This is a genomic window from Arthrobacter sp. sptzw42 (assembly GCF_059089685.1).
This window is the reverse complement of record NZ_JBNHEX010000005.1, coordinates 129,011-149,508: the sequence shown is the minus strand read 5'-3', so window position 1 is coordinate 149,508 and position 20,498 is coordinate 129,011. Positions and strand designations below refer to the sequence as shown.

The 20,498-nt window shown below is 66.5% G+C and carries 21 protein-coding genes and 1 riboswitch; of the genes, 9 read left to right on the top strand and 12 right to left on the bottom strand.

Going from position 1 to position 20,498, the window contains the following annotated elements:
* The first annotated feature begins 7 nt into the window (after positions 1 to 7).
* On the top strand, positions 8 to 874 hold the full coding sequence (locus tag AC5RT4_RS08435; protein ID WP_494105450.1) for an anti-sigma factor: 867 nt from the start codon (positions 8 to 10) through the stop codon (positions 872 to 874).
* Positions 875 to 943: 69 nt separating this feature from the next.
* Positions 944 to 1,357: a twin-arginine translocase TatA/TatE family subunit gene (locus AC5RT4_RS08430; RefSeq protein ID WP_494041837.1), complete on the top strand. Its 414-nt coding sequence runs from the start codon at positions 944 to 946 to the stop codon at positions 1,355 to 1,357.
* A 28-nt stretch (positions 1,358 to 1,385) separates the two neighbouring features.
* On the opposite strand, the gene AC5RT4_RS08425 is transcribed toward AC5RT4_RS08430, so the two are convergent.
* Genes AC5RT4_RS08425 through AC5RT4_RS08415 form a run of 3 tightly spaced genes read right to left on the bottom strand, consistent with a single transcriptional unit; the run spans position 1,386 to position 4,492 of the window.
* A complete protein-coding gene (locus AC5RT4_RS08425; protein ID WP_494105550.1) occupies positions 1,386 to 2,501 on the bottom strand; it encodes an Mrp/NBP35 family ATP-binding protein in 1,116 nt (371 codons plus the stop codon).
* A 25-nt stretch (positions 2,502 to 2,526) separates the two neighbouring features.
* Positions 2,527 to 3,225, bottom strand: coding sequence for a DUF1003 domain-containing protein (locus AC5RT4_RS08420; RefSeq protein WP_494105449.1), 699 nt, complete (start codon positions 3,223 to 3,225; stop codon positions 2,527 to 2,529).
* The gene (locus AC5RT4_RS08415) at positions 3,209 to 4,492 is read right to left on the bottom strand and encodes a magnesium transporter MgtE N-terminal domain-containing protein (protein WP_494041835.1); all 1,284 of its coding nucleotides are present in this window, start codon (positions 4,490 to 4,492) and stop codon (positions 3,209 to 3,211) included. The genes AC5RT4_RS08420 and AC5RT4_RS08415 overlap by 17 nt, the downstream gene beginning before the upstream one ends.
* Positions 4,493 to 4,569: 77 nt before the next feature.
* Between AC5RT4_RS08415 and AC5RT4_RS08410 the strand changes: the two genes are divergently transcribed.
* The gene (locus AC5RT4_RS08410; protein WP_494105448.1) at positions 4,570 to 5,514 is read left to right on the top strand and encodes a YflT domain-containing protein; all 945 of its coding nucleotides are present in this window, start codon (positions 4,570 to 4,572) and stop codon (positions 5,512 to 5,514) included.
* Between the two features lie 71 nt (positions 5,515 to 5,585).
* Here AC5RT4_RS08410 and AC5RT4_RS08405 read toward each other — a convergent pair whose 3' ends face one another.
* Complete coding sequence (locus tag AC5RT4_RS08405) at positions 5,586 to 7,166, bottom strand: aminopeptidase P family protein (protein ID WP_494105447.1); 1,581 nt, start codon at positions 7,164 to 7,166, stop codon at positions 5,586 to 5,588.
* Between the two features lie 80 nt (positions 7,167 to 7,246).
* On the opposite strand from AC5RT4_RS08405, the gene AC5RT4_RS08400 reads away from it, so the two are divergent.
* A complete protein-coding gene (locus tag AC5RT4_RS08400) occupies positions 7,247 to 8,095 on the top strand; it encodes a PHP domain-containing protein (RefSeq protein ID WP_494041832.1) in 849 nt (282 codons plus the stop codon).
* A 70-nt stretch (positions 8,096 to 8,165) separates the two neighbouring features.
* On the opposite strand, the gene AC5RT4_RS08395 is transcribed toward AC5RT4_RS08400, so the two are convergent.
* The 4 genes from AC5RT4_RS08395 to thiE form a co-directional block, all read right to left on the bottom strand.
* On the bottom strand, positions 8,166 to 9,038 hold the full coding sequence (locus tag AC5RT4_RS08395; RefSeq protein WP_494105446.1) for a DNA-methyltransferase: 873 nt from the start codon (positions 9,036 to 9,038) through the stop codon (positions 8,166 to 8,168).
* Between the two features lie 8 nt (positions 9,039 to 9,046).
* Positions 9,047 to 10,765, bottom strand: coding sequence for a DEAD/DEAH box helicase (locus AC5RT4_RS08390; RefSeq protein WP_494105445.1), 1,719 nt, complete (start codon positions 10,763 to 10,765; stop codon positions 9,047 to 9,049).
* A 298-nt stretch (positions 10,766 to 11,063) separates the two neighbouring features.
* Positions 11,064 to 12,551: an RNB domain-containing ribonuclease gene (locus AC5RT4_RS08385; protein ID WP_494041829.1), complete on the bottom strand. Its 1,488-nt coding sequence runs from the start codon at positions 12,549 to 12,551 to the stop codon at positions 11,064 to 11,066.
* Between the two features lie 103 nt (positions 12,552 to 12,654).
* The gene (thiE, locus tag AC5RT4_RS08380; protein ID WP_494105444.1) at positions 12,655 to 13,392 is read right to left on the bottom strand and encodes a thiamine phosphate synthase; all 738 of its coding nucleotides are present in this window, start codon (positions 13,390 to 13,392) and stop codon (positions 12,655 to 12,657) included.
* A 27-nt stretch (positions 13,393 to 13,419) separates the two neighbouring features.
* Positions 13,420 to 13,538, top strand: a riboswitch (TPP riboswitch).
* Between thiE and AC5RT4_RS08375 the strand changes: the two genes are divergently transcribed.
* The 4 genes from AC5RT4_RS08375 to AC5RT4_RS08360 all read left to right on the top strand — a co-directional run bounded on the left by AC5RT4_RS08375 (position 13,531) and on the right by AC5RT4_RS08360 (position 16,304).
* Positions 13,531 to 14,871, top strand: coding sequence for an FAD-dependent oxidoreductase (locus AC5RT4_RS08375; RefSeq protein ID WP_494105443.1), 1,341 nt, complete (start codon positions 13,531 to 13,533; stop codon positions 14,869 to 14,871). (Overlaps the previous riboswitch by 8 nt.)
* Positions 14,868 to 15,104, top strand: a complete 237-nt coding sequence (thiS, locus tag AC5RT4_RS08370) for a sulfur carrier protein ThiS (RefSeq protein WP_494041826.1) — start codon at positions 14,868 to 14,870, stop codon at positions 15,102 to 15,104. The genes AC5RT4_RS08375 and thiS overlap by 4 nt, the downstream gene beginning before the upstream one ends.
* Before the next feature lie 4 nt (positions 15,105 to 15,108).
* Entirely contained in the window at positions 15,109 to 15,918 is an 810-nt protein-coding gene (locus AC5RT4_RS08365; RefSeq protein WP_494105442.1) for a thiazole synthase, read from the top strand.
* 47 nt (positions 15,919 to 15,965) lie between these two features.
* The gene (locus AC5RT4_RS08360) at positions 15,966 to 16,304 is read left to right on the top strand and encodes a 4a-hydroxytetrahydrobiopterin dehydratase (protein WP_494041824.1); all 339 of its coding nucleotides are present in this window, start codon (positions 15,966 to 15,968) and stop codon (positions 16,302 to 16,304) included.
* 48 nt (positions 16,305 to 16,352) lie between these two features.
* Here the strand turns inward: AC5RT4_RS08360 and AC5RT4_RS08355 are convergent, their stop codons facing one another.
* From AC5RT4_RS08355 to AC5RT4_RS08345, 3 genes are read right to left on the bottom strand one after another with little or no spacing between them, the layout of a single operon-like run.
* Positions 16,353 to 16,655, bottom strand: coding sequence for a hypothetical protein (locus AC5RT4_RS08355; RefSeq protein ID WP_494041823.1), 303 nt, complete (start codon positions 16,653 to 16,655; stop codon positions 16,353 to 16,355).
* 40 nt (positions 16,656 to 16,695) lie between these two features.
* The gene (locus AC5RT4_RS08350) at positions 16,696 to 16,920 is read right to left on the bottom strand and encodes a DUF3107 domain-containing protein (protein ID WP_494105441.1); all 225 of its coding nucleotides are present in this window, start codon (positions 16,918 to 16,920) and stop codon (positions 16,696 to 16,698) included.
* 49 nt (positions 16,921 to 16,969) lie between these two features.
* Positions 16,970 to 17,635, bottom strand: a complete 666-nt coding sequence (locus tag AC5RT4_RS08345; protein ID WP_494041821.1) for a TetR/AcrR family transcriptional regulator — start codon at positions 17,633 to 17,635, stop codon at positions 16,970 to 16,972.
* Between the two features lie 84 nt (positions 17,636 to 17,719).
* Here AC5RT4_RS08345 and moeB point away from each other — a divergent pair, with 84 nt between their 5' ends.
* Positions 17,720 to 18,919: a molybdopterin-synthase adenylyltransferase MoeB gene (gene moeB / locus AC5RT4_RS08340; protein WP_494105440.1), complete on the top strand. Its 1,200-nt coding sequence runs from the start codon at positions 17,720 to 17,722 to the stop codon at positions 18,917 to 18,919.
* Positions 18,920 to 19,053: 134 nt separating this feature from the next.
* Here moeB and AC5RT4_RS08335 read toward each other — a convergent pair whose 3' ends face one another.
* Positions 19,054 to 20,373 (bottom strand): glutamyl-tRNA reductase, encoded by a 1,320-nt coding sequence (locus tag AC5RT4_RS08335; RefSeq protein WP_494105439.1) that lies wholly within the window; start codon positions 20,371 to 20,373, stop codon positions 19,054 to 19,056.
* Between the last annotated feature and the right edge of the window lie 125 nt (positions 20,374 to 20,498).

Sequence of the window (20,498 nt, the reverse complement as noted above, 5' to 3'; positions counted from 1 at the left end):
ACGGCGCATGAGGCCCCAGTTTCCGCTCGGCCGCAGGCATCAGCGCACCGCCAGCCATATCCGGTCCTGCGACGAATGCGCTTCTGCCGTGCGCCGGGAGCGCCAGTACCTGGAACGGCTCAGGGATGCGCCCATACCGCCGGCAAGCGATGACCTTACTGCCCGGCTTCTGGTTAGGACCCGGGAGCTGGCTGCCGAGCCGCAGCCTGCCGCCGCGCAGCATCAGCCGCGATGGGCCGCGGCCAGGATGCTAGCCTTCGCAGCGGGAGGCACCGTTGCTGCTGCCGGTGTTCTTGCCGCCGGTGCTTTCGCCGCGGGCGGTGATCCCTCCCCGGCAGGTGCCGAAGCAGCCGCCACCTTGTCCCAGGTCTCTGCACAGACCCCGGCGGACGGCAGGGCGCTGAGCGCCGAACGGCTGTCCGGCCTGCGCTCGGAAGGCTGGGTATGCCCGGAGCTTGAGGCGATGGGATTCCATCTGGAGTCGGCGAAAGCGGTGGTGCTTGAGGGCGGTCCCGCCGTCGAGCTGAAGCTGTCCAACGGGACGCACTACGCCACTGTTACCGAACGGCACGGCCCGGAGGATAAAGCAGCAGCTGATCAAGGTGCAGGGCAGGAGGATCTTTCCTTGCAGGTCCTGGGATCTTCGCCCTGGTCGGCCACCTACCGAACCCAGGGCCGCACCTTCACTTATGTCTCCAACCTTCCCGCGGAACAGGCCGACGATGCCCTTCCCATACTGCAGCGCCTCAGCGAACAGGCCGGAAGGGGTGTTACGGCGCACGTGCTGGACGGTTCGCAGACGGGGGAGCCTGAAGCGGTGGGTGCACGCCTGCAGCGCGGCATGAACAGGATCGCGGCTGCACTTACGCAGTAAAACGGACCGTTCCCGCAGCCTGCGGACGCGAATCGTCACTGGCAGCCCGGAGAGGGTAATCTTCCTAAAGTGTTTGGAATCAACGGCCCGGAGTTCTTTCTTCTGCTGATCATTGGCGTCCTCGTGATCGGTCCCCAGCGGCTGCCCGAATACACGCAGAAACTGGCCAACCTGGTCAAGGAACTCCGCCGCATGGCCTCCGGCGCGCGCGAACAGATCAAGGAAGAAGTGGGGATCGACATCGACGATGTCGACTGGAAGAAGTACGACCCCCGCCAGTACGATCCCCGGCGCATTATCAAGGAAGCCCTGCTGGACGATGACACCAAGCCTGTCAGCGCCGGGGCGCCTGCTGCTGTTGCGGCTGTCGCCGGCGCCGCCGCCGTAGCGGAGGCTGACACCGCCGCCCGGAAGCGGCCCGGGCGTGTGCTCCAAACGCTGCCCGCCGGCGAGGCGGCCCCTTTCGACACGGAAGCCACCTAGCAAGGCAGAACCATGCCGGGGGAAGGCCTTAGCGGGGCTGCAGCCCCAGCTTCATCCCGGCCAGGCCCCGCGGCTTGGACGCCAGCCTGCCGGCGATGCCCGAAAGCGCTTCCGCCGCCGGTGTTCCTGCCTGGCCCAGGACGATCGGTACCCCAGTGTCGCCGCCCTCCCTCAGCTGGATGTCCAGCGGGATCTGCCCCAGCAGCGGTACGTCGGAGCCCACGGTGGCTGTCAGCCGTTCGGCGAGGACCGCCCCACCGCCGCTGCCAAACAGTTCCATCCTGCCGCCGTCGGGCATTTCCAGGTAGGACATGTTCTCGATAACGCCGGCCACTGACTGCCCTGTCTGGGTGGCGATGGCGCCGGCCCTTTCAGCGACGTCGGCCGCGGCGGCCTGGGGCGTGGTGACTACCAGGATTTCGGCTTTCGGCAGCAGTTGGGCCACCGAGATGGCGATGTCGCCCGTGCCGGGTGGCAGATCCAGGAACAGCGCGTCCAGGTCGCCGAAGTAAACATCGGTCAGGAACTGTTCAAGGGCGCGGTGCAGCATGGGCCCGCGCCAGGCCACGGGCTGGTTGCCGCTGACGAACATCCCAATGGAAATCACCTTCACGCCGTAGGCCACCGGCGGAAGGATCATGTCGTCCACCCGGGTGGGCGCCTGGCTGATGCCCATCAGCGCCGGAACAGAGAAGCCGTAAACGTCGGCGTCCACAATTCCTACCCGAAGCCCTTGAGCCGCCAGGGCACAGGCAAGGTTAACGGTCACCGAAGACTTTCCCACCCCACCCTTGCCGCTGGCCACCGCGTAGACCTTGGTGAGCGAGTTGGGTTCGTTGAAAGGGATCCCGCGCCGGCCGCCGGGACCCCGCAGCAGCTCCTTGAGGGCATCACGCTGGTCCTGGGTCATCACCTTGAGCTCCACGTCGACGGCGGATACCCCCGGTACTGCCAGCAGGGCCTTAGTGGCATCGGCGGTGATGGTGTCCCGCAGCGGGCAGCCGGAGATGGTGAGCAGGACAACCAGGTTGACCCTTCCGTCCACGGAGACGTCGACGGACTCCACCATGCCCAGCTCGATGATGGGGCGGCGGAGTTCGGGATCGATGACCGTGGCCAGGGCGGCGTGGACCGCCCCGTCCATGGAAGTGCTGTTGATGTGGTACTCCTTAGCGGTCCTGGGTGGAGTGCCCGGGCCTGACCCGGGGAATCTGCTGGGTGCGGGGGTTCCGCTGCCGGTCACGCTGTTCCTTAAGCTTTTCGCGTACCTTGTCGCGTGGGGATTCGTGTTGGCCCTGCCCGGAAGGATCGTGGGTCCGGAGCTCCTCCTGGGCTTCCAGCATGTCTTCGAGGAGCGAGCGCAGCTCCGCGCGGACGTAGTCACGGGTTGCCACTTCGCGCAGCGCGATCCGGAGTGAAGCCAGTTCACGGGTGAGGTATTCGGTGTCTGACAGGTTGCGTTCGGCGCGCTGGCGGTCCTGCTGCAGCGAGACGCGGTCGCGGTCGTCCTGGCGGTTCTGCGCCAGCAGCAGCAGGGGAGCGGCGTAGGACGCCTGCAGGGACAGCATCAGGGTCAGCAGGGTGAACCCGAGGTCGCGGGAATCGAACTGCCAGGCCAGGGGCGCGTATGTATTCCAGGCCAGCCAAATGACCACGAAGACCGTCATGTAAACCAGGAACGTTGGCGTACCCATGAAACGGGCAAAGCCTTCGGTGGCATGGCCGAAGGCGTCCGGATCCGGGGAGAACTTGGGCAGGATCCGCTGGCGCCCACTGAGCGGGGTGTCCAGGCTGCCCTTCGCCGCAGCCTTGGCAGGCAGACGCTGGTTGGGGTTCTTCGGAGCAGTGCTGTCAGCCAATGCGGCCACCGAGCCTTCTTATCGGGGCTTCGCCATCATGGGCGCGCCAGTCATCCGGCAACAGATGATCCAGAACGTCATCGACAGTCACCGCCCCCACAAGCCGGCCGGCGTCGTTAACCACCGGAAGGGAGTTCAGGTTATAGGTAGCCAGGGTCCTTGCAACCTCACTGATGTGGGCCTGGTCGGACAGCGGCTCCAGGTTCTTGTCCACCAGGTTCCCCAGCGGCTCGAACGGCGGGTACCGGAGCAGCTGCTGGATGTGGACGACGCCGAGGAAGCGCCCGGTAGGGGTCTCCAGCGGAGGCCTGGCAATAAAGATGGATGAGGCAAGCGCGGGGGAAAGTTCCTCACGCCGCACATGGGCGAGTGCCTCGGCCACCGTGGCCTCAGGCGGCAGGATGACGGGTACGGGGGTCATCAGGCCGCCGGCGGTGTCCTCGTCGTATTCCAGCAGGCGCCGGACGTCCTCCGCGCCCTCGGGCTCCATCAGCTGGAGCAGTTCCTCCGCCTGCGCGGAGGGAAGCTCGCCAAGGAGGTCGGCGGCGTCGTCGGGGTCCATCTCCTCCAGCACGTCTGCAGCACGCTGGACGTCCAGGGCGGACAGGATCTCCACCTGGTCATCCTCAGGCAGTTCCTGGAGGACGTCCGCCAGGCGTTCGTCCTGCAGCTCACTGGCCACCTCGAAGCGGCGTTTGTCGCTCATCTCCTGGAGAGCCTCGGCGAAGTCCGCGGGCTTGAGGTCTTCGTGGTTCGCCACGAACTGGGTGGCAGCCTGCGGTTCGGTCCTTGGGCCCTGCAGGGCGTCCGCCCAGTCAATGATGAGGGTTTCGTTACGGCGGAGCCGGCTCAGCGGCGAGAGGGAATGGCCCCGCCTGACAAAGAGCTTGCTGACGAACCAGTCGCGGGAGCGGTGCTGGTCCATGGCAATGTCTTCGATGGTGGCATCACCGCTGCCGTCCCGGAGCGTGACGCGGCGGTCGAACATTTCCGCGACCACCAGTGTTTCGGCGCCGCGCTGCTCGAAGCGGCGCAGGTTTACCAGGCCGGTGCAAATGATCTGGGTCTGGTCTATGGAGGTGATCCGCGTCATGGGCACAAAGACCCGCTTCTTTCCGGGTACTTCCACCACGATGCCCACCACGTGCGGGGCGCCCTGGGCGCCGCGGGAAAGCACAACAACATCACGCAGCCGGCCCAGCCGGTCGCCCAGCGGGTCAAAGACGTCCAGGCCCAGCAGGCGCGCCACAAAGACGCGGGTAGGAGTTGTGCTCACTCCTACAGGCTACCGAGTCTGCTCTCTTTTAGCTGAATTTACAGGCGGCACACATAGTCATGGGCAAGAATGGGACTATGGCAAACATTTTTGGTGCTCCCAAAGCTGGCGGGCCCAACGGCGTGGACGAAGCCCGCGCAGTTCCCACCGGCGAAACCGTGGGCTCCTACACTTCCTATCTTGACGCGCAGAAGGCCGTGGACTACCTCGCGGACCAGCAGTTTCCGGTCCACATGGTATCCATCGTGGGCAACGAACTGAAGATGGTGGAACGGGTCACGGGGCGCCTGAGCTACCCGCGCGTGGCTCTGTCCGGAGCGCTGAGCGGCATGTGGTTCGGCCTGTTCGTGGGCGTTATGCTCTCCTTCTTCGCGCCGTCACCGGGATACTTCTCCATCCTGACGTCCGTGTTGATGGGCGCTGCGTTCTTTATGCTCTTCGGCATCGTCACCTACGCCATGCAGCGCGGAAAGCGCGACTTCACCTCCACCAGCCAGGTGGTGGCCACCAGCTATGACGTCGTCGTCTCGCCCGAGGCGGCCCACGAGGCACGCCGGCTGCTGCAGCAGCTGCCCATGACCCGCTCGGACGCGGCCGCGGGCAACGGGCCCTACACGCAGCGGGACTACCAGAACCAGCCCTACCAGCACCCGGGCCAGGGTCCTGCCCGTCCCTCGGGCTGGAACGACCCCTACGGCCAGTCTTCGGGCAACCAGCCGTCGGGGTCTTCAGTGCAGGGGAGTTCCGCGTACGGAACGCCAACCGGGCCGCAGCCCGACGCCGGCGATCAGCAGCAGCCTGCGCCGTCACCCGCGCGGGCGGTGCGGTACCCCGACCTGCCGGACGGCCGGCCCCAGTACGGCGTCCGTCTTCCCCAGGGTCCCGCGGGCGAGGCGTCCGACGCCGGGCAGCCCCCTGCGCCGCAGGTACCGGCGCGGCATTCGGCAGAACAGGCCGACGCCGGGCAGCCGGCGGACCATCGTCCGGCAGACGACCAGCGCCCGGACGACCTCCGGCAGTAATTCCCAGGCAGGAAGCCGAAAACAGAAGCGGGGCCACCGGAACTTTTTCCGGTGGCCCCGCTTTTGTGTGCCTAGCTGGCGCCGTCGGCCTCGCGGTAGATGCCCGCCATCCAGTCCTCCACGTCGTCCGCCTTGCGCGGCAGGGCGGCGCTAAGGTTCACCGGGCCCCCGGCGGTCATCAGGATGTCATCCTCGATCCGCACGCCGATGCCCCGGTATTCAGCGGGAATCGCGAGGTCCTCTTCTTTGAAGTACAGGCCGGGTTCGATGGTGAACACCATGCCTTCGGTGAGGATGCCGTCCAGGTACAGCTCGCGCTTGGCCTGGGCGCAGTCGTGCACATCGAGGCCAAGGTGGTGGCTGGTTCCGTGCGGCATCCAGCGGCGGTGCTGCTGGCCCTCGGGGCTGATCGCTTCTTCGACGGTAACGGGCAGGAGGCCCCACTCCGCGAGGCGCTCGGCCAGGACCGTCGTGGCGGCGGTGTGGATGTCACGGAACCGTGTTCCTGGCTGAGCGGCAGCAAAGCCGGCATCCGCTGCGTCGAGCACCGCTTCGTACACTTTGCGCTGGACCTCCGAGAACACCCCGGTCGCCGGCAGGGTCCGCGTGATGTCGGCGGTGTACAGCGAGTCGACTTCCACGCCGGCGTCCAGCAGCAGCAGCTCGCCCGCGTTGATCTTTCCGGTGTTGCGGGTCCAGTGCAGGACGGTGGCGTTGTTGCCCGAGGCAGCAATGGTGTCGTATCCGAGTTCGTTACCCACCTCCCGGGCGCGGGCGAAGAAGGCGCCCTCCACGACGCGTTCGCCGCGGACGTGCGTCAGTGCCCGGGGCAATGCCTTGACTACTTCCTCGAATCCCTCCACGGTGGCGGCGACTGCGAGCTTCATCTGCTCAATCTCCCACTCATCCTTGAGCAGGCGCAGCTCAGAGAGCGCTTCGCTGAGCTTTTCGTCGAGGGCGTCGAGGACGGCGAGGTCCAGGTTGTCGGGGTCTTTGGCCGTGTTGTACCGGGCGGTGTCCACAAGGGCGTCGATGTTTTCGTCCACCTTGCGGACCAGGCGGATGGAGATGCCGCCAATTTCAGGGGCGCCCACATTCTTGGTGATGGCCGTTTCGAGCTGGTCGATGTGTGCTGTGGCAAGGCCGAGGCGGGCTTCGAACTCAGCGAGCGTGGGACGTGCGCCGATCCAGAACTCGCCTGAGCGTGAGTCGGCGTAGAACTGTTCGGTGTCACGCCCGGCGAGCGGCCGGAAGTAAAGCGCGGCGCGGTGGTTGCCGCCGTCGTCGCCCTTTCCTTCTCCAACGGGTTCCAGGATCAGGACAGCGTCCGGCTCGTGGTCAAGGCCAAGCCCGGTGAGGTGCGCGAAGCCCGAGTGCGGACGGAAGCGGTAGTCGCAGTCATTCGAGCGCACCTTCAGCGGTCCGGCGGGGATGACCAGGCGTTCGCCCTTGAACTGGTCGGAGATGGCTTTGCGCCGGGTCGCGGCGTGGCCGGCGACGGCGTCACGGGCCGGAAGTTCCTGGCTGGACGGCGCCCAGTTGCTGGCCATGAAGGCCTTGAAGGCGTCGGAACTGGGCCGCTGGGAGCGGTTGTTGACGCGCTCTTCCAGAGGCTGGGCAGCAGAATTTTGGGTGTTATCGGCATCGTTCACGGCACCATCGTCTCACCAGCATGAAGGCTTGGGCGAATACCGGAATGAACGGGGGAGCCGGGGTCTACTAGGCTGGGATGGTGAGGATTGACCTGCATGCCCACTCCAATGTTTCCGACGGCACGGAAAAGCCCGCCGACGTGATGGCCTCGGCAGCCCGCGCCGGGTTGGACGTGGTGGCCCTGACCGACCACGATTCCACCGCCGGCTGGGTGGAGGCGTCCGCTGCGGCAGCGGAGCACGGCGTGGCCCTGGTGCCCGGGATGGAAGTTTCGTGCCGAACCGAGCAGGGCATCAGCGTCCACCTGTTGAGTTACCTGCATGATCCTGCACATCTGGGGCTGCTGGAGGAAATCACCAAGGCCAAGGATGCCCGGCAGACCCGCGCCGAGCGGATGGTCACGCTGCTCGCTGAGGATTACCCGCTTACCTGGGACGACGTCATCCACCATGTGGCGCCGGGCGCCACCCTGGGCCGCCCGCACATCGCGGACGCGCTCGTGGCTGCAGGTGTGGTGGAGGACCGCTCCGAGGCCTTCGCCTCCATCCTCACCTCCCGGTCCCGCTACTTCATCCAGCACTACGCGCCGGACCCGGCCACCGCCGTCGAACTGGTCCGGGCAGCAGGCGGCGTACCCGTGTTCGCCCATCCGGTGGCCTCCTCGCGCGGCCGCATCGTGGGGGAGCAGGTGTATCAGGAGATGATTGACGCCGGGCTCGCCGGCCTGGAGATCGACCACCGGGACAACTCCGAGGACGGCCGCGGGTTCCTCCGCAGGCTCGCCGCCCGGCATGACCTGCTGATCACCGGATCGTCCGACTACCACGGGACCGGCAAACCCAACCTGCTCGGCGAAAACCTGACGGCGCCCGAGGTCCTGGCCCGCATCGAGGACATGGGGACCGGGACCGCCGTCGTCCGCCCCTGACCGCTCCCGCCCACCCAACTGACTGGCATTAAATGTCGTTTTGAGCGGTCAAAACGACATCTAATGCGAGCTAGTTGGGTGGGAACGAGCTGATCTGGGCGTGGGCACCCAGGCGCTTGGCCATGATGTCGATCGCGGGCTGGTTCTGGTCCACGCACACAAACTTCCGGCCGAGCTTTGCGGCTACGGCTCCCAGCGTGCCGGAGCCCGCAAAGAAGTCCAGGCACCAGTCACCGGGCCGGCTTGAGGCCGCCACCACGCGGCGGATCAGGCCTTCCGGCTTCTGGGTGGGGTAGCCGGTTTTTTCCTTGCCGGTGGGCGAGACGATGGTGTGCCACCAGACGTCCGTGGGCAGCTTTCCCAGTTCCCGCTTGGCGGGGGTGACAAGCCCGGGAGCCATGTAGGGTTCCCGGTCCACCTCGACACTGTCGAAGTGGTACTTGGCCGGGTTTTTCACGTACACAAGGATGTTGTCGTGCTTCGTGGGCCAGCGGTTCTTGGCACGGGCGCCGTAGTCGTAGGCCCAGATGATCTCGTTAAGAAAGCATTCCCGGCCGAAGATGGCGTCCAGCATCACCTTGGCGTAGTGCACTTCGCGGTAGTCGAGGTGCAGGTACAGGGTGCCGTCCTCAGCCAGCAGGCGCCAGGCCTCGACGAGCCGCGGTTCCAGGAACGACCAATAATCGCTGAACGCGTCGTCGTAGCGGTGCAACGCCCCTTTGACGGTGTCGTAGGAGCGCCCCTTGAAACCCACCCGGTCGCCGGTGCCGTCTGCGTTAGCCACCATGGTGGTCTGCTGGCGCTGCTGCGGGCGGCCGGTGTTGAACGGCGGATCCACGTATATCAGTGTGAAGGCGCCGTCCGGCAGCGAGGGGAGGAACTCCGCGTTGTCCGCGTGTACCACCAGGCTGCTGCCGTCCGGCGCCCAGACAGTGTCAGTCATGAAGGGGATTAGGCCTCGGTGCTGCCATGCTGTGCCGCGGTGTCGCTGCCGGCCACTACCTCGCCGTTGCGCCGGCGGGTACGCGTGCGGGAACGGCGGGCGCGCGAGGGCTGCTCGCCCTCGGTTGCAGCCGGGGCAGCGGCGGGTGCGTCGCCGGCGGCAGCGGGGGCTGCAGCTGCATCGGAGGTACGACGGCGGCGCTCGCCCGTGCGGGCTGCGGAGTCACCGCCGGTGCGTCCGCCGTCGCGGGTTCCGCCCCTGCTGTCACGGCCGCGGCTGGTGCGGTCCCGCCCGTCGCGCTCACGGGACGGGCCGCCGTCACGGGTGCCGCGGCTGTTGTTCTTCTTGCCGGTTTCCCCCAGGTCCTCAAGGACCTCTGCATCCACCCCGGCAAGGGTGCGCTTGTCACGGGGCAGGCGGCCCTTGGTGCCCTCGGGGATGTCCAGGTCTTCGTAGAGGTGCGGGGAGGAGGAGTAGGTTTCGACGGGCTCGGGCACGCTGAGGCCCAGGGCCTTGTTGATGAGGCCCCAGCGCGGCATGTCGTCCCAGTCGACGAAGGTCACGGCGGTGCCCTTGTTGCCCGCGCGGCCGGTGCGGCCGACGCGGTGCAGGTAGATTTTTTCGTCTTCCACGCACTGGTAGTTGATCACGTGGGTGACGTCGTCCACGTCGATGCCGCGGGCGGCGACGTCGGTGGCCACCAGGACGTCCACCTTGTTGTTGCGGAAGGCACGCAGTGCCTGTTCGCGGGCGCCCTGGCCCAGGTCGCCGTGGATGGCAGCGGCGGCAAAGCCGCGGTCCACGAGTTCCTCCGCCACCTTGGCCGCGGTCCGTTTAGTCTTCGTGAAGATAATGGTGCGGCCGCGGCCGCGGGCCTGCAGGATGCGGGCCACCACTTCGGTCTTGTCCATGCTGTGGGCACGGTAGATCAGCTGCCGGATATCGCGCTTGGTCAGGCCCTCGTCGTCCGGATCTGCGGCGCGGATGTGGGTGGGCTGGGTCATGTAGCGGCGGGCCATGGCGATGACCGGGCCGGGCATGGTGGCGGAGAAGAGCAGGGTCTGGCGGACAGCGGGGGTCCCGGCAATGAGCGTTTCGACGTCGGGCAGGAAGCCGAGGTCGAGCATCTCGTCAGCTTCGTCCAGGATGACGATCTTGACGTTCTTCAGGCTCAGGTGCTTCTGCTTGTAGAGGTCGATGAGGCGGCCGGGTGTGCCCACCACGATCTCCACGCCCTTCGTCAAGGCCTCCACCTGGGGCTCGTAGGCACGGCCGCCATAGATGGTGGCGATGCGGGCGTTGCGTTTCCGGGACGCTGTTTGCAGGTCGTTGGCCACCTGCACGGCGAGTTCACGGGTAGGCACGATCACCAGGGCCTGGGGCGCGCCGGGAACGGCCAGCTTCTCATAGCCGGGGTCGTCCTGGCCCACCACGCGCTGAAGGGCGGGGATGCCGAAACCCAGGGTCTTGCCGGTACCGGTCTTGGCCTGGCCGATGATGTCGTGGCCGGACAGGGCAACCGGCAGGGTCATGGCCTGGATGGGGAACGGGTGGGTGATTCCCGCGTCGGCCAGGGATTCAACGATGTCAGCGCGGACGTTATAGTCCGCGAAGGACTTTTCCTCGATCTCGTGGGGCAACTCGTCCGAGATGATGGTTTCTTCGGGCTCGATAACTTCGGTGCCGGTCTCGTCGGTCAGAAGCTGGTGGGTATGCAATTCACTCACTGGGGAGTTTCCTTATTCATTTGGGCAATGGCGCTGCCTGCTCAACGGGCCGGCCGCAAGGCTGTTCCGGAGCACGCTCGGGCGCACACGCAATTCCAGTGGAAGCCGATCGCGGGCTATCTAATTGCTGGCACTGGTGACCAACGGGTGTATCTCAAGATCGCGTAGGGGCGGGCTTGTTGGTTTCAAATCAAGGAAATCAACGACCGGGCATCCATTTCTACTTCTTCAGTCTAGCCGCAACAGCCCGATTCCCGGCTTTGGCCGCCAGGGGCCGTAGTTGCGGGCCGTGCCGCCGCTACTCGACGAGCTCGAAATGGACTTCCCGCGTGGCGATATCGGAGGAGACCAGGCGGACCCGGACCTTGGTGCCGGACTCCAGTTCGCCGGCGCAGCGGGCAGTCACCGCCGGATCTGCGATCTGGACGATCCCCGAACCGCCGTTGCCATTGCCGTTCTTCCCGTTGCCGTTGCCGTTCCTGCCGTTCTCTTTTTGCGGTTTGGACCCGGAGATGACAATGGCATCAAATTCCTGCCCCACGTGGTTGACCAGCAGGGCCGCCTCCACGGTATCCAGGGCCGTGCGCTCCATCCGGGATGCCAGCTGGTCGGAGCCGGCCATGATCTCGGGCAGGGACGGAAGGGCCTCCCTCGCCCATCCCGGCACTTCGCCGCCGCTGCTCAAAGCCTCGCAAATCACCAGCACAAAGCGGTCCACCAGCCGGCGCAGCGGGGCGGTGGTGTGCGCATAGGCGGCGCCGATGGCCGATTGCACCGCGTCCTCCGGGACGGACCCGTCAAAGGCCGTGTAGGCGGCGCCCCGGAACAGCATGCCGGCGGAGTGCATGATGGCCAGCTGGCGGGGTTCCGTCGGGTCCAGGCTCCGCAGGTATTCGCCGTAGCTGACTTCACCGTCCCAAGGCTTGCCCAAGGCCTCGGTCTGCAGCCGGAAGTGATTCAGGGAGCGCTCGTCCGGGGATGGCATGGTGCGCAGGATGCCCACCTTCCCCGCCAGCATGAGCTGGGCCGCAGCCATTCCGGTCATGAGGGATATCTGTGCGTTCCAGTCCTCCACCGGAAGCTGGGGAGCGGCGGCAATCCGGTAGCCGCCGTCGGGAAGCTGGACGATCTCCTGTTCCGGCATGTTCAGGCTGGCGCCGCCGCGGGCCCGCTCCAGCTCCACGCGCTTGAGCCCCACCTCCCTAAGGAGCAGCAGCACCGGGGCCGCGGTGCCGGCGTCGAGCTCGGCCTGCACGCCCTTGTAGCTGAGCTTCGCGCGGCTGCGCATCCGGGCCCGCTTTACCGCTACGGACTGCACCCCGGCGGCGCTGTCCAGGCGGAAGTCCCAGACGAACGCGGAGCAGTCCTGGCCGGGGAGGAGGCTTCCGGCCTGTTCGCTGATGACCTCCGGATGCAAGGGGATCCGCCCGTCGGGGGCATAGAACGTCTGGCCGCGCCGGCGCGTTTCCGCGTCCAGGGGCCCGCCGGGGGCCACGAAGGCGGGCACATCCGCAATGGCATACAGCACGTGGTAGCCGTCGCCGTCCGGCTCGATGAACAGGGCCTGGTCCAGGTCCGTCGACGACGCCGGATCGATGGTGATGAATTCGATGCCGGTGAGGTCATGGCTGGGGAGCTGCAGGGACTCGACGGCCGCCTTTGCGTCAGCCACCGCGTCCTCCGGGTAGGCGCCCGGCAACTCCAGCTCGGTCCGCAGGGCGCTCAGGGCCGCCTCGAGCGCGTTGTTGTGCTCGTGGACGTTGGGAGCCAGCCGATGGTGTGACACGAAAATCAGCCTAGTCCGAATTCCGGCCATAATGCAGGCGCCGTGCCCGGATCGCCGCACTTGGCTGATCCCGCCGCGGACGCCGCCGCTCTGGCGCCCGAAGTCAGGGCTTCCGGGCGTCCAGCGCCGCGAGCAGCGCAGCGGCGGCCGCTGCCGGATCGGAAGCTTCCGTAATGGCGCGGACCACCACGATCCTGCGCGCGCCTGCAGCCACCACCTGCTCCACGTTGCCATGGTCAATGCCCCCAATCGCGAACCAGGGGAGGCCGTCGTCGGACTGCCCTTCCAGGCCGGCCGTCCGCGCAGCTTCTGCGGCGTACTTCACCAGGTCGAGCCCTACCGCGGCCCGTCCCGGTTTGGTGGGGGTGGCCCAAACCGGGCCTACACAGAAGTAACCCAAGCCCGCCGGAGCCGAGGCTGCAGCCAGGGCGGCGTCCACCTGCGCCGGGCTGTGGCTGGAGAGGCCAATGGCGGCATTGCCGTTGAGCAGGGTCCGCGCAGCCTCGAGGGGCAGGTCCTTTTGGCCGATATGGAACACCGGGGCACCGGACAATACGGCGATATCCGCCCTGTCATTGACGGCCCAAAGCCGGCCGTGCCGCTCTGCCGCTTCCTTGAGGACGGCCAGCAGTTCGAGCTCCTCGGATGCCTCGATGTTCTTGTCCCTGAGCTGGATGATGTCCACGCCACCGGAAAAAGCGGCATCAACGAAATCCCCGAAATCCCCGCGGTCCGTGCGCGCATCGGTGCAGAGATAAAGGCGGGCAGCGTGAAGGCCGTTGCTGATCTTCGCGCTGCCAAGGACGTCAGTGCCGGCGGCAGGGGTGTGGGACACATTCATGGAGGAAAGCCTAGTTCCTCTACACTGGCCTCGTACTGCGGGAGCCCGCGGCAGCTGTCACAAAGCGCCGGGCTGAGAGGGCGTCAGAGCCGACCGCTTGACCTGATCCGGTTAATGCCGGCGTAGGGAAGGAGACACATGGGCGCACCTTCAGGCGCCCGCCCGGACGCGCCGTCCGGGCGGGCGGACAACATCGTCCACGCCGACGTCGCCGTCATCGGCGGCGGAGTCATCGGCCACAGCATCGCGTGGGAGGCGCAGCGCTCCGGCCGCGCAGTGGTGGTCATCGACGACGCGCCGGGGTCGGGGGCGAGCTGGGCTGCCGCAGGAATGCTGGCTCCGGTGAGCGAGCTGCACTACCAGGAGGAGGACCTCCTGGAATTCATGCTGGAGGCCTCCGTACGCTGGCCGGCTTTCGCCGCCGGCCTCGCTGCAGCTTCAGGGACAGATCCGGGATACATTACGACGCCGACCCTCGCCGTGGGAGCCGACGCCGGGGACCGCCGCGCCCTGATGGACCTGCGCACAGTCCAGCAGGCGAACGGCCTCTCCGTTGAACCGCTCACCGTCCGGGCAGCGCGGCAGCGGGAGCCGCTGCTCAGTCCCGGGATTTCCTGTGCACTGGACACCCCGGCGGACCACCAGGTGGATCCGCGGCTGCTGGTGGCCTGCCTGCAGGCCGCCCTGGCCGGCGGGCGTGCGGGTAACGGAGGCGGGAGCAGGGGCCGCGTCGCAGGGCACGGCACCGCAGCAGCCGGCGCCGTCGACGGTTATGCAGTCCCTGCCCGCGCGGCCGGGCTGCTGTGGCAGAACGGAAGGGTCGCCGGGGTACGCCTGGCAGGCGGGGGTGCCGTGTTGGCCGCCGAAACGGTGGTGGCGAACGGGCTGCACGCGGCAGCGCTGGAAGCACTGCCCGGCAATCTGCATCTGCCGCTGCGGCCCGTCTACGGGGACATCCTGCGCCTTGCCGTTCCCAAGCATGTGCAACCCCTGGTCACGTCCACCGTCCGCGGGCTGGTGCACGGCGTCCCGGTCTACATCGTCCCGCGCCGGGACGGCACAGTGGTGGTCGGGGCAACCCAGCGCGAGGATGCCCCCTCGGCCGCTGATGCCGTTTCCGCCGGCGGCGTATACCAGCTGCTCCGGGACGCGCTGGTGCTGGTCCCCGCCGTCGCCGAACTTGAACTGCTGGAAGCCACCGCCCGGGCCCGCCCCGGAACGCCGGACAACGCACCGCTGCTCGGGCGGGTACCCGCGGCGTCCGGGCCGGCCGGCCGGGACGCCCGTTATGTCGCCGGGCTCATCATTGCCACCGGCTTCTTCCGCCACGGAATCCTGCTGGCTCCGGCGGCTGCCGCCGTCTGCCGGGACCTCCTGGACGGCGGGCCTGACCCGCGGTGGGCGGCCTTCAACCCTGGCCGTTTCTCCCGCTCCGGCTACCCGTCCACCAACCGCTTACGCCAAAAGGAAACAGCATGAACATCACCTTGAACGGAACCCGGCACCTTGTACCCGAGGGCGCCTCCATCAGCGCGCTCGTCAGCGAGGTCACCGGACGCCCCCTCGCTGCCACCGGCCAGGCCACCGACGGCCGGAAGCTTGGCGTGGCTGTCGCGCACAACTCCGAGGTAGTGCCGCGCAGCCAGTGGTCCGCCACCGCGCTCGCGGACGGCGACGAAGTCGAGCTCGTCACGGCCGTGCAGGGAGGCTGACACCATGACCGAAACCATCACCACCTCAAGCTCAACCGGCCAGGACGATCCGCTGGTGATCGACGGCGTCGCGCTGACCTCCCGGCTCATCATGGGCACCGGCGGTGCCCCCAGTCTTGACGGCCTGGGGGCGGCCCTCCTGGCCTCCGGAACCGCCCTGACCACCGTGGCCATGCGGCGGTACTCCACCGCGGAAACGGGCTCACTTTTCCAGCTGCTCGTGAACCACGGCATCCGCGTATTGCCCAACACGGCCGGCTGCTTTACTGCCCGGGACGCCGTGCTGACCGCCGAACTGGCCCGTGAGGCGCTGGAAACAGATTGGGTGAAGCTGGAAGTCATTGCCGACGAACAGACCCTGCTGCCGGACGCCGTCGAACTGGTGGACGCCACGGAGCAGCTCGTCAACAGGGGATTCAAGGTTTTTGCGTACACCAACGACGACCCTGTCCTTGCCCTGCGGCTCGAGAACCTCGGGGCCACTGCCGTGATGCCGCTGGGGGCACCGATCGGCACGGGACTGGGCATCCTTAACCCGCACAATATCGAGCTGATCGTCTCCCGCGCCTCAGTGCCGGTGGTTCTGGACGCCGGCATCGGCACTGCCTCGGACGCGGCCCTGGCCATGGAACTGGGCTGCGACGCCGTCCTGCTGGCCACGGCCGTGACCCGGGCACAGAATCCTGCCCTGATGGGGGAAGCCTTCAAACACGCGGTGATCGCCGGTAGGCTGGCACAAGCGGCCGGCAGGATACCGCGCCGCGAACATGCACTGGCGTCCTCGGCCATGGAGGGCCGGGCCGAGTTCCTCTAGGCCTCCCCCTGGTGCTGCGGGCGCCGGCCACCAGGCAAGGAGCAGCTATGGCCGGCAAGGACGTTCTTTCTCCCGAGCGGCTCGAGGACGCCTTGGCGGTCCTGCCGGACTGGCAGTACAGCGGGGGTGCGCTGGTGACCGCATACAAACTGCCGACGGCGGCTGCAGCGCTTGAGCTGATTGCCGCCGTCGGGCGCCTCTCCGAGGAGCAAAACCACCACCCTGACCTGGAGTGGCGGTACAACCTGGTGTACCTCCGGTATACCTCCCACGACGCCGGGGGAGAGGTCACGGCCCGCGACGTGCGCGCGGCCGAGGCAGTACGTGAAGCTGCAGCCGCGCTGCAGGCGGTTGCCGAGCCTAAGAAGCATCCCGCCGGCTCTTAACCGCCTGTGGCCACTGCCCCGGGCAGTGGCCACAGTATTGCGGTCCGGTTAGAGCTTTAGGGCGGCAGTAAGCCGTTCCAGGTCCTGCCTGGCCCTTGTGCGTCCCAGATAGAGGACAACGGCCACCGCCGCCGCAGTACCCAAAATAATGGGGAGGACCCACGGCAGCCACGTCATTCCCGGCCGGTAACCGAAGCCCGCAGCCATCAAAATGATCCAGGTAACAGCCCCCACACCCACGCTGACGGCGGCGGGAAGGACTGCCCCGTATTTTGTGTGCCGTTTGTCATTGGCCCAGACGATGAAACCTGCAGCTGCTGTTACCAGCACCACGATGGTCAGCGAAAGCATGCCTCTCCTTGGAATGCCTGCCCCGGGCCGGGGCGCGGGACTAGAACTGGCCGAAACCTACGCGGCGGACTTCTTCGGCTCCGATCTCGACGTAGGCGAGGGCCTTGCCGGGAACAATGATCAGGCGTCCCTTGTCATCCTTGAGCCGCAGTTCGCTGCCGCTGGTGATGGCTTCCTCCACAACTTTGGCTACGGAGTCTGCGTCCTGGACAGATTCCAGCACAATCTCGCGGCCAACATTCTGCACGCCGATCTTAATTTCCACAGGGGCCTCCCAGCCGTTCACGTTTCTCGGGTTATGTCTTATTTGTAGTCTAGGACTCTTTGGGGAAGCGAGAGATTCCGCGCCAAGCTAAACGGTAGATGAGGTCGCTGGCCACATCCAGGTCCAGGTTCCCGTCTGTTTCGAGCCAGTACCGGGCACTGACCTGCGCCATCCCGGCAAGCCCGCGTCCCAGCAGCTCTGCCTCCAGGTGGGGAAGCTTTGTGTCCTCCGCGATGACGTGTGCAATGGCATCGGCAAACGTCCGGTTGAAGGTTTCCAGCCGTGAGCTGACGTCCGGATCGTTAATGAGGTCTGATTCGAAAACCAGCCGGTGGGCCTGGTCATCGTTGGCGATGAACTGGAAATAGGCGCGCATCACGGCCTGAACACGTTCGTCGTTGTCCGTAGTGGAGTTCAGCGCTCCCAGCATCAGTTCCGTGAGGGACGCCAGGTGGCTCTCGAGCAGGGCAAGGTACAGTTCCCGCTTCGAGGGAAAGTGCTGGTACAGGACAGGTTTGCTGACATGGGCGGTTTCGGCGATTTCGTCCATGGCGGCGCCGTGATAACCGTTGGCAACAAAGACTTCCTGTGCTGCGGTAAGAAGTTGTGCTCGCCGTTCGTCCCTTGGAAGCCGGGCGGACCGTTGCCCCGCGGGGCGCGAAGCGGTTTGGGGTTCGGCTGCGGACGGGCGGTCAGCCCGTGCTTCATGGACCACAGTTGTCCTTCTTTCCCTTGCAGTTACCCCCACTCTACTTCGGGGTAATATGACCCGGCGGTATCCTGGGGCATACATTGAAGTATGGCTTCGTCATTCACGGCAAATGTTTCGGCTGTCTCACTGGATCCCCTGGTTGAACCGGCGGATGCGCTCACTCCTGACGAGGTGGAGCGCTACTCGCGGCACCTCATCATTCCCGAGATCGGCGCGCTGGGGCAGCGGCGGCTGAAAAACGCAAAAGTACTGGTGATCGGCGCCGGCGGGCTCGGATCACCCGCGCTGCTCTACCTGGCGGCCGCCGGGGTGGGAACAATCGGAATCATCGACGACGACGCCGTTGACCTCAGCAACCTGCAGCGCCAGGTCATTCACGGCGTGGCGGACGTGGGCCGGCCGAAGATTCAATCGGCGCGGGACGCCATCGCCGCCCTCAATCCGCTGGTGGACGTCCGGCTGCATAACGTCAGGCTCGATGCCTCCAACGCCCTGGAGCTGTTCGCCGGCTACGACCTCATCATGGACGGTGCCGACAACTTTGCCACCCGCTACCTGGTGAATGACGCCGCCGCCATCCTTGGCAAGCCATACGTGTGGGGCTCCATCTTCCGGTTTGACGGGCAGGTGAGTGTCTTTTGGGAAAAGCACGGGCCCACCTACCGTGACCTCTATCCTGAAGCGCCGCCGGCGGGCTCCGTTCCGTCCTGCGGCGAGGGCGGCGTGTTCGGGATGCTCTGCGCAGCCGTGGGGTCGCTGATGGTGACTGAGGCAGTGAAGCTGATTACCGGCGTCGGACGTTCATTGCTGGGCAGGGTGGCCCTGTTCGACGCCCTGGGCGGCAGCTGGCGGGAGATCCGCGTGTCCAAGGACCCGGCAGCAGAGCCCATCACGGAGCTGACCGACTACGAGGCGTTCTGCGGCATCACCCCGGCAGCGCAGGCGGACACGGAACACACGGTCACCGCAACGCAGCTGGCCACCATGCTGGCGTCCAGGAACGCGGGCCTGAAGGACTTCGAGCTGGTGGATGTGCGGGAGCCCGGCGAGTACGACATTGTGCGCATCGACGGCGCCGTGCTCATCCCGCAGGGACGGATCCTTGCCGGTGAGGCGTGGCAGGAGCTTCCGCAGGACCGGGACATTGTGTTCCTGTGCAAGGCCGGTACCCGCTCTGCGAACGTGCTGGCGGCGGCCCAAAAGGCGGGTTATCAGCGGGTCAGCCATCTCGACGGCGGGATCCTGGCCTGGGTGCGCGAGGTGGAGCCCAACAAGCCGGTCTACTGACCCGCGCCCCCTGCCACGCTCTCTCACTTACTGCACCCTTTTGCGGAACCCTCTCTCACTTCCGTGTGAATAGTGAGAGAGGGTTGCCGGAAAGTCTGCAGGATCTGAGAGAGGGTTGCCGGGGCTGTGGGTGGTCAGGCGCTTTCGAGGCCGGTGTGGTCCACCGGGCACTCGGCCTGTGGAACTGCACGTGCTGCCGGCTGCTCCACGGTGATCCCGTAGAGGGCTTCCAGCGCTGCCACGTACTCGTCCTGCTGGCCGTTGGCGGCAAGTTCCCGGGCGCGCACTGTGGGGACGTGAAGAAGCTGTTTGACCATGCGCCGAAGTGCGAACTCCACTTCCTCGGCCGCGGCGGTGCAGCCGTGCCGGGCACGGACCTTTTCCATCTCGGCGTCCAGGACGTCCATGGTGTGCCGCCGCAGTGCGACAATCGCGGAATCCACGGAACGGGCCTCCCGTTCCTGTTCAAAGGCTTTGGCGGCGCCGCTGACAATGCCGCTGGCCTGGGTGAGTGATTCAGCCTGTTCCTGCGGTGCGGCGAGGCGTACGGACTCCAGCGTCAGCAGCTCAACGCCGTCCAGTTCGCCCACGCCGGGGTCGAAGTCGTGGGTCAGGGCGAGGTCGATGGCAATCAACGGCTGCGGCGAATCCGCACGCACCAGAGCAAGTTCGTCAGCTTCCACCCGGGTGTCGGAACCGCTGCAGCCGATCATCACGTCGGCTGCGGCAACGGCGGAATGGAGCGATTCGGCGTCGAGCGCAGTGCCGCCGCGGGTGGCCACGAACCCTTCAGCGCGGCCCGAAGACGAGAAGACGGAGATGTCGGTGCAGCCGCGCTCACGCAGCAGAGCCATTGTGGCGCCCGCGTAGGCTCCGGTGCCGAAGACCACTACCTTCTTGTTGGACCAGTCCGGGTTTTCGGACAGGTCGGTTGCCAGGTCCAACGCCACGGAAACGATGGACAAACCCCTGGAACCGAGGGCGGTCTGCGCGCCGACGTCCTTGGCGGTCTTGGAGGCGGCCTGGAAAAGGCGGACAAGCCCGGAACTTGCGGTTCCTTCATGCTGTGCGGTGATCAGTGCACGGCGTACCTGGCCGGCGATTTCACGCTCTCCAACCACCGCTGAATCCAGTCCGGCGCTGACGGCGAAGAGGTGCTGGCTTACTTCGGGTCCGGTGCGGGTGCTGAAGGAGCGGGAGACGAGCGGCTCGCTCAGTCCGCTGACTTCGCTGATCTGTGCGACGAGGGCGGCCCGGGCGGCCTCAACATCGTCCGGGTGGGGTGCTTCGCCGTAGATTTCGTACCGGTTGCAGGTGGCAAGGACCACTGCACCCGTCACTGCCGGCGATCCGGAGAGAGCGGATGTGGCGATCCCCGAAGCGCCGCTGCTCAACTGAGCAACGGTCTCAAGATCGATGTCGGCGTGTGTAGCCACCAATGAGAAAAGAACCACAGCAGGTCAATCATAGCTTTTTCGTTCCTCGGTAGAACAACTGCCCGGCACCGAAGCGGGCAGCCGGGGCTGTGATTCCTGCCACGACGCGGGCGGGTCGCTCTGCCATGACAGCCTGTCGTTAT

Coding starts and splice junctions, on each gene's coding strand:
- moeB (WP_494105440.1), top strand. CDS start 17,720: ATGGCTTCGTCATTCACGGCAAATGTTTCGGCTGTCTCACTGGATCCC.
- AC5RT4_RS08435 (WP_494105450.1), top strand. CDS start 8: ATGAGGCCCCAGTTTCCGCTCGGCCGCAGGCATCAGCGCACCGCCAGC.
- AC5RT4_RS08365 (WP_494105442.1), top strand. CDS start 15,109: ATGACCGAAACCATCACCACCTCAAGCTCAACCGGCCAGGACGATCCG.
- AC5RT4_RS08355 (WP_494041823.1), bottom strand. CDS start 16,655: ATGCTTTCGCTGACCATCGTGGTGCTGGTAACAGCAGCTGCAGGTTTC.
- AC5RT4_RS08360 (WP_494041824.1), top strand. CDS start 15,966: ATGGCCGGCAAGGACGTTCTTTCTCCCGAGCGGCTCGAGGACGCCTTG.
- AC5RT4_RS08425 (WP_494105550.1), bottom strand. CDS start 2,501: ATGGACGGGGCGGTCCACGCCGCCCTGGCCACGGTCATCGATCCCGAA.
- AC5RT4_RS08395 (WP_494105446.1), bottom strand. CDS start 9,038: ATGACTGACACTGTCTGGGCGCCGGACGGCAGCAGCCTGGTGGTACAC.
- thiE (WP_494105444.1), bottom strand. CDS start 13,392: ATGAATGTGTCCCACACCCCTGCCGCCGGCACTGACGTCCTTGGCAGC.
- AC5RT4_RS08375 (WP_494105443.1), top strand. CDS start 13,531: ATGGGCGCACCTTCAGGCGCCCGCCCGGACGCGCCGTCCGGGCGGGCG.
- AC5RT4_RS08410 (WP_494105448.1), top strand. CDS start 4,570: ATGGCAAACATTTTTGGTGCTCCCAAAGCTGGCGGGCCCAACGGCGTG.
- thiS (WP_494041826.1), top strand. CDS start 14,868: ATGAACATCACCTTGAACGGAACCCGGCACCTTGTACCCGAGGGCGCC.